Raw genomic sequence first — 5879 nt, forward strand, 5'->3', positions numbered from 1 at the left:
TAACCCCCTAACTGTTAAGGGAGAAGTCGGATTTTCTTGGCTCTGTTCAATATAACGGAATGTAACAATACTATCTTTGGCAACTTGGTATAACTTAGCATATTGAAAGTAGTGTTTATCTTCTTGATAGCAATAGCAATTAATATTATTAGCGAAAAAGCGGAACATGCGATAATATTTGCTTTGATATGCACTCTAATATCTAGCTCATTTTTGATAATTAAATAATTGTAACTATCAATCAAGTTTCGTACTTGCACAACCAATAATCACCTTGAACTCTATGGGCAAGTAGCTGCGATCGCAATACTGCTCGGAACTGGGTTCGGGTTTTGGGGAAAATTTTTTCCCTGTCCCGAAAACCCGACAGCTACTGGGGCATATTCTGACTTTCTTTTTAAATAAAGTATTCATATACTGCTAAACAAATTATCAGAGATGCTGAGATAATTCCCGACCATTTAGCAGAAATTCTAGAAGTGAACTTCTTACCCATAAAATATCCAAATTCAATTGCTAACAGACTAAATAAAAGTGTTAAAAAAGTGGTAACAGGAATATTTAAACCAGAAAGTCCGGCTCCAAAACCACCAGCTACATTGTTGATTGTTAAAGCCAACGCTAAAGTTAAAGATTCTCTAACGTCGATGAAATGAGAGTTATCTAAATCTGCTGTTTCTGGTTTTTCTATAAAGATAGTGTAATCCAGTTGATTCCCAGAAGGTTTTTTCTGATTTAGTATTTCTTTTTTGTGAAACCTAAATGTATCCCATAATCCCCATAATCCTACACTTAATAGAGCAATAAAACCTAGTAAATTAGCTAGTTCAGCAGATAAAAGTCTCCCCAACTTTTCTCCTATTGACATAGATAAAAATGCTCCATTAGCCGAAAATATCGCAATATTTAAGTTGCTAAGTATACCGATTTTTATCTTTTTGGCTCCATAGGCAATTCCCACAGCAAAGTTATCAATATTAGATGAGAATGAGATAAAAAAAGATGATACTAAGTATCCCATAAAAATACATTGCTTTTTATTTTATAAAACTGTCATTACTATTCAAAAATTCAAAATTAGCTATTTAGTGAAGAGGAAAGTAAGAGTATTGTTGAATTAAACTGTCCTGAAAGGTTACTAAAATTACTACTTGCTCTTCTGCTTTCAAGTTCAAGATGTATGTGTTGATAACTATAGTGGCAGAGACTGAGAAAGAATCCAGTCACATTTGCCACAGCTTTTCAAAGATATCAAAAAATTGGTTGACAGTTTCTGCCTAGCTCAAGTTTATGATCTCCAGTTTCGACCGCTACAGGGCATTTTTGAGTTGCCAGACTACTAGACTCATAGCATTTTATCACTTGTGAATGCCTGACAAGGCATTGAAACTTTTTAGTCTAAAATCAGACAAGTATATAGTAGATATGCTGCGATATTAGAGTAAAAACCAATAAGAGAGTTGATCTAAACTTGCAGCTACTTCAAGCAGGAAAGAACTATTAATGGAGGTGAATGATTCAATGATAAAAATCCGTAAATGCCAGTCAGTACCTGGTTTACTGATTGGGTTAGAAATGATGATTAGTGCAGTTGCCCCTTTAGTAATAGCAGCACCAACACTAGCTCAATCCAAGTTTACTGATGTTCAAAGCAACTGGTCTGAATCATGTATTACGCAACTAGCAAGCCTTGGTACTATCAGTGGGTACCCGGACGGGACTTTTCGCCCCAATGCTCCTGTAACTCGAGCTGAGTTTGCAGCAATGATTGGCAAGGCTTTCTCTAATGCACAAAGGACTCGTAATCCAGTTCAATTTGTTGATGTACCCACAACTTACTGGGCGTATAGTGCGATTGAAACAGCTTCTCAAGCAGGATTTTTGTCAGGCTACCCTGGTCAGGTTTTCAATCCTAGTCAAAATATTCCTCGGTCTCAAGTTTTAGTGGCTTTAGCTAGTGGATTAAATTATTCTCCAACTCAGTCTGCAACTACGACATTGAATGCGAATTATACTGACTCAAATACAATTCCTAGCTATGCCGACAGTGGAATAGCGGCAGCAACTGAAAAACATCTGGTAGTAGATTATCCAGATGTGAAGTATCTCCATCCGAATCAATTAGCTAGTCGGGCAGAAGTGTCAGCTTTTTTGTGTCAGGGGTTAGCTAGCTCTGGACAGGCTTCTAGTATTCCTAGACAATATATTGCAGGTTTAGGTAGTTCCTCAATAACAGGACTGCTGCCATCTGGAACTTCGATTCCAGTTAAGTATCTAGATGCAAAACGAATTGTTGTAAGTCCCAAGGAAACTACACCTTTAACATTAACGGTTGCAACTGATGTCACTAATAGTCAGGGAAAGGTGGTAATTCCTGCTGGAAGTCAAATAATTGGACAATTGCAGCCTGTAACAGGTGGCTCTCAATTTGTAGCTAGTCAGTTAATTATTAATGGTCAGCAGCTTGGGATTAACGCTTCTTCGGATTCAATTACAACAACACAAGATGTGCGTAGTCCTAACTTCACAGCGATTCTTAAAGATGCGGCAGTCGGCTCGGTTGCAGCGGCTGGAATTTCTGGCCTAACGGGTAATAAACATATTACCCTTGGTAAGGTATTGACTGGTACAGCTGTTGGTACAGCTGTAGGAGCAAATCAGAATCGCAACGTTCTCTCAACTTTAAGAGATACAGCAATTGGGGCAGGGGCAGCGGCTGGAATTTCAGGCATAACTGGGAATCGCTCTATTACTGCGGGAAAAGTTATCCCAGGTGCGGCGGCGGGTGCGATAATTGGGGGTATTGTTGATCAGAGTTCCACAAACCAAGTGGTGGTGATTAATCCGAATACCGACTTGACTTTAACGTTAAATAGCGACCTGAATCGAAATTTTTAGTTTCAAACAAGCTATTAGTTGGGTATTAATTAATTTGAGCAGATTTAAGTAAACAAAAAAGGAGAGTAGCAATACTCTCCTAATTTAATATGAGTCAAATTTATCGAAACAGAATTCAGGAGGTGTCCTGAATGTATTTTGTTCTCTGAGCGATTGCTCAAAACATTTCTCTAACTTATTCCAGATAGAGTGACTTTAGTCATGGTCAGATTCATGACTAAAGTCTGAGGTGATGAGAGGAAAGAGGTTAATATGATTAAGACATCTTGCACGAGTATTTAGAGATGTTGAAAAAATCTAGAATTCTCGCTTGGCTTGCTTGCTAAAATTATTTGAGGAAATTAGTATGAAACGTTTAGCATATGCTGCGATGTGCGCGGCGGCAATTTTTTTGCCGACAGTAGCTTCGGCTCAAGAAGTCTATCATCGGGAAGTTAATCAGCAACATCGGATTATTCAAGGTGTTGAAAATGGTAGTATTAACAAACGTGAATATCATTCATTGGAGCGCAGAGAGGCATCTTTAAATGCGGCTCGGAGGCGTGATTTGAGAGATGGATCTTTAAGTCGTCGGGAACGACAACAACTCAACCGCCGAGAAAACGCCATTTCCCGTTCAATTCGTCACGATGAGCATAACTAAGGATTTATTTCACAAAAAATAGTAAATAGTAGGCTCAATCTACTATTCTTCAGTCAATCATTTAAAAACAAGACATAAACATTGAACTAAGCAATTTGACGCTCTCTATTTGGGAGTTGATTTAGAATAAGACTCGTCCAAAATATAAACTGGGACGAGTTTTATTTTTTCTGGCTAAGGGGAATTTGCGAGTGGAAAATAGCAGCTATACTGCCAAGTTCACCCAAGAGTAGCGCCCTCAGATGCAGGTGGGTGATAACTCATAGACTGTAACCCTAAACGACCAGGGCCAATAAAACGGTTGAGAGTGAATGAAATACCGCCAAGCACTACTCCAATTGCTCCAAAGATGCCGCCACTCGATTGCAGGGCGGTCACTGTCTCCATCTTGACTGATGAATCTTTCCATAGCCATGCTCCTGGTTCTACATCCAGCACTTCACCAGGAGCGAGGTACTTTTCAAATACATTACCGTAACCGTGGATTAAAAGTAGCCCCCCTTCTTGCTTGCCAATAAAGCGGTCAATAAATAAACCACCACTGCGACTAAAAAAAAGGTTTGCCAGCCCTCGCTGGAAAAAGAAACTGTACTCAATATTACTAGTAGCAAGTAAAAACTGATGTTCACGGACGTCAACTGTCTGTCCACGCTCCAATCGGAGTACTACAATCTGTCCAGGTGCTTCGCGGGAGAAAGCGATATTTCCTGGACCATGTGCTTCACTGATAAAAATTTGCAGTCCAGCAAAGAAACGTTTGGCAGCCCCTTTCAAGCCTTTGACACCAAGGCGAACATTCGGGTGCTTCCATAAGAGAATATGATGTTCAAAGTAAATTGATTGCTGTTGCCCTAAATGGACATCTACTACAGGCACAACTTCTCCTTCAACTCTTAAGCTTAAGTCACCGGAATGAAAGGTTTCCTGGGGATTTCTCAATTCCGGGGTCGGTTCGCTACTCAAATCTGGCATAGTATTAGATGGTAAATAGTTTTTGGATAAATCACTTGACTGACATAAAAGCAATATGATTAATGGGATTCTCGCAGGCACTACAAAACTTGTCGCCTAAAGGGTATTGATGGTTGCAATCGGGGCAGAAAAAAGTCATTACTGGTATGCTAACTTACAACTATCTGATTACCTTATTTCTAGCAGCTGCAAGGGGAATCGATTGCTCTCAAGTAACAAGGGACTTGCAGTATTAAAACAAGTTAATCGATTTTGATAAGAAGGTGCTTGTGTACAACCGACATTCCCCACCCCCACTGTCACAATCAGTTTTTTCGGTTTTTTATCCACTATAAGGGCTACTTTTTATATAAAAGCAAGGAAATATCCTTAGCGATCGCTAATCCGAATGGCACGCCAGATTTCGGCAAATCCATTCATTTATAAGGGTTTTGGGGTAGAGAGTGTGGGGAATATAGATTCTTTTTCCTTCCACCCCTCCTACACCCACAAAGTACAAAGGCTTCCCATGAGTCAAGCGTGCCATTCGGGCATGAGACTTTTCGACTCTGCTCCCTATCTCCTGTGCCTCTTATTTACCCTTCGTTTTTGAGTGAATAATGCCAAGAAAGTAAAAGTGATTGCTATCGGGAGCACTTGTTGAAGTATTTTTACTCAAAGCTTCTGTTTTTATCTTTGCATTCACTTTGAAATATTTGCTCCCAGGCAGGAGTGCTTAATCTATGTTTTCCGAAGAAGATGTTGAAATGGAGCCATTAGAGCTAATCTCTTCTGATTGTGAATTAAAGGGTGTTTTTCCATCCCAGGAGTAATTACATATTTTGGTATGAAGTAGTGTTCCAAATGTGACATTAATTACAAAGGCAAAAGAATCTACGAAGATGAAGTCTATAGCCCGATTAATCATGAGTCCCTCTTGAACTGACAAAAGCATCAAGTGATGTTTTCATTTTAATTTGACTACACAAGGCATAATGCTTATTCCAGAAATCTCCCAAAATACTTATATAAAAGGTATTATGATAATTAGGAATTAGCTGATCCTAATATCTAGCACTTTGGGTAATAAATTTAAATATCACTCTAATTTGATACCCCTATTATAGAAAGATTTGACACAATAACTCATGAAAAAAGTCATGAATATGACCATGACTTTAGGCACAAATTATCGGTTTAGCCAGTTCCTATGGATATTTACAGCACTTCCGTCTGTTATGAGGTACACTAGATTAAAATATAAATACTTTTAAATGAAGTCATATTCTGTTGAACTTCGAGAAAAAATAGTTGCAGCACATATTCAGAAGAACATCTCAATCAGGAAAGTAGCTAATATATTTTCAGTTTCAAAGAGTTTAGTAGA

General features: G+C 38.7%; 4 protein-coding genes. 2 read left to right on the forward strand and 2 right to left on the reverse strand.

The genetic code is table 11. The features are described 5' to 3' along the window. Positions 1-397: 397 nt before the first annotated feature. A complete protein-coding gene (ytaF, locus tag V7K49_RS14560; RefSeq protein WP_335206147.1) occupies positions 398-1021 on the reverse strand; it encodes a sporulation membrane protein YtaF in 624 nt (207 codons plus the stop codon). A gap of 500 nt (positions 1022-1521) precedes the next feature. Between ytaF and V7K49_RS14565 the strand changes: the two genes are divergently transcribed. Beyond that, positions 1522-2898, forward strand: coding sequence for an S-layer homology domain-containing protein (locus V7K49_RS14565; RefSeq protein WP_335206148.1), 1377 nt, complete (start codon positions 1522-1524; stop codon positions 2896-2898). Positions 2899-3244: 346 nt separating this feature from the next. Beyond that, entirely contained in the window at positions 3245-3541 is a 297-nt protein-coding gene (locus V7K49_RS14570; protein WP_335206149.1) for a hypothetical protein, read from the forward strand. Positions 3542-3760: 219 nt separating this feature from the next. On the opposite strand, the gene V7K49_RS14575 is transcribed toward V7K49_RS14570, so the two are convergent. Then, the gene (locus V7K49_RS14575; RefSeq protein WP_335206150.1) at positions 3761-4513 is read right to left on the reverse strand and encodes an AIM24 family protein; all 753 of its coding nucleotides are present in this window, start codon (positions 4511-4513) and stop codon (positions 3761-3763) included. Positions 4514-5879: the final 1366 nt, after the last annotated feature.

The organism is Nostoc sp. (assembly GCF_036919675.1).
GTDB lineage: Bacteria > Cyanobacteriota > Cyanobacteriia > Cyanobacteriales > Nostocaceae > Nostoc.

Coding starts and splice junctions, on each gene's coding strand:
- ytaF (WP_335206147.1), bottom strand. CDS start 1,021: ATGGGATACTTAGTATCATCTTTTTTTATCTCATTCTCATCTAATATT.
- V7K49_RS14565 (WP_335206148.1), top strand. CDS start 1,522: ATGATAAAAATCCGTAAATGCCAGTCAGTACCTGGTTTACTGATTGGG.
- V7K49_RS14570 (WP_335206149.1), top strand. CDS start 3,245: ATGAAACGTTTAGCATATGCTGCGATGTGCGCGGCGGCAATTTTTTTG.
- V7K49_RS14575 (WP_335206150.1), bottom strand. CDS start 4,513: ATGCCAGATTTGAGTAGCGAACCGACCCCGGAATTGAGAAATCCCCAG.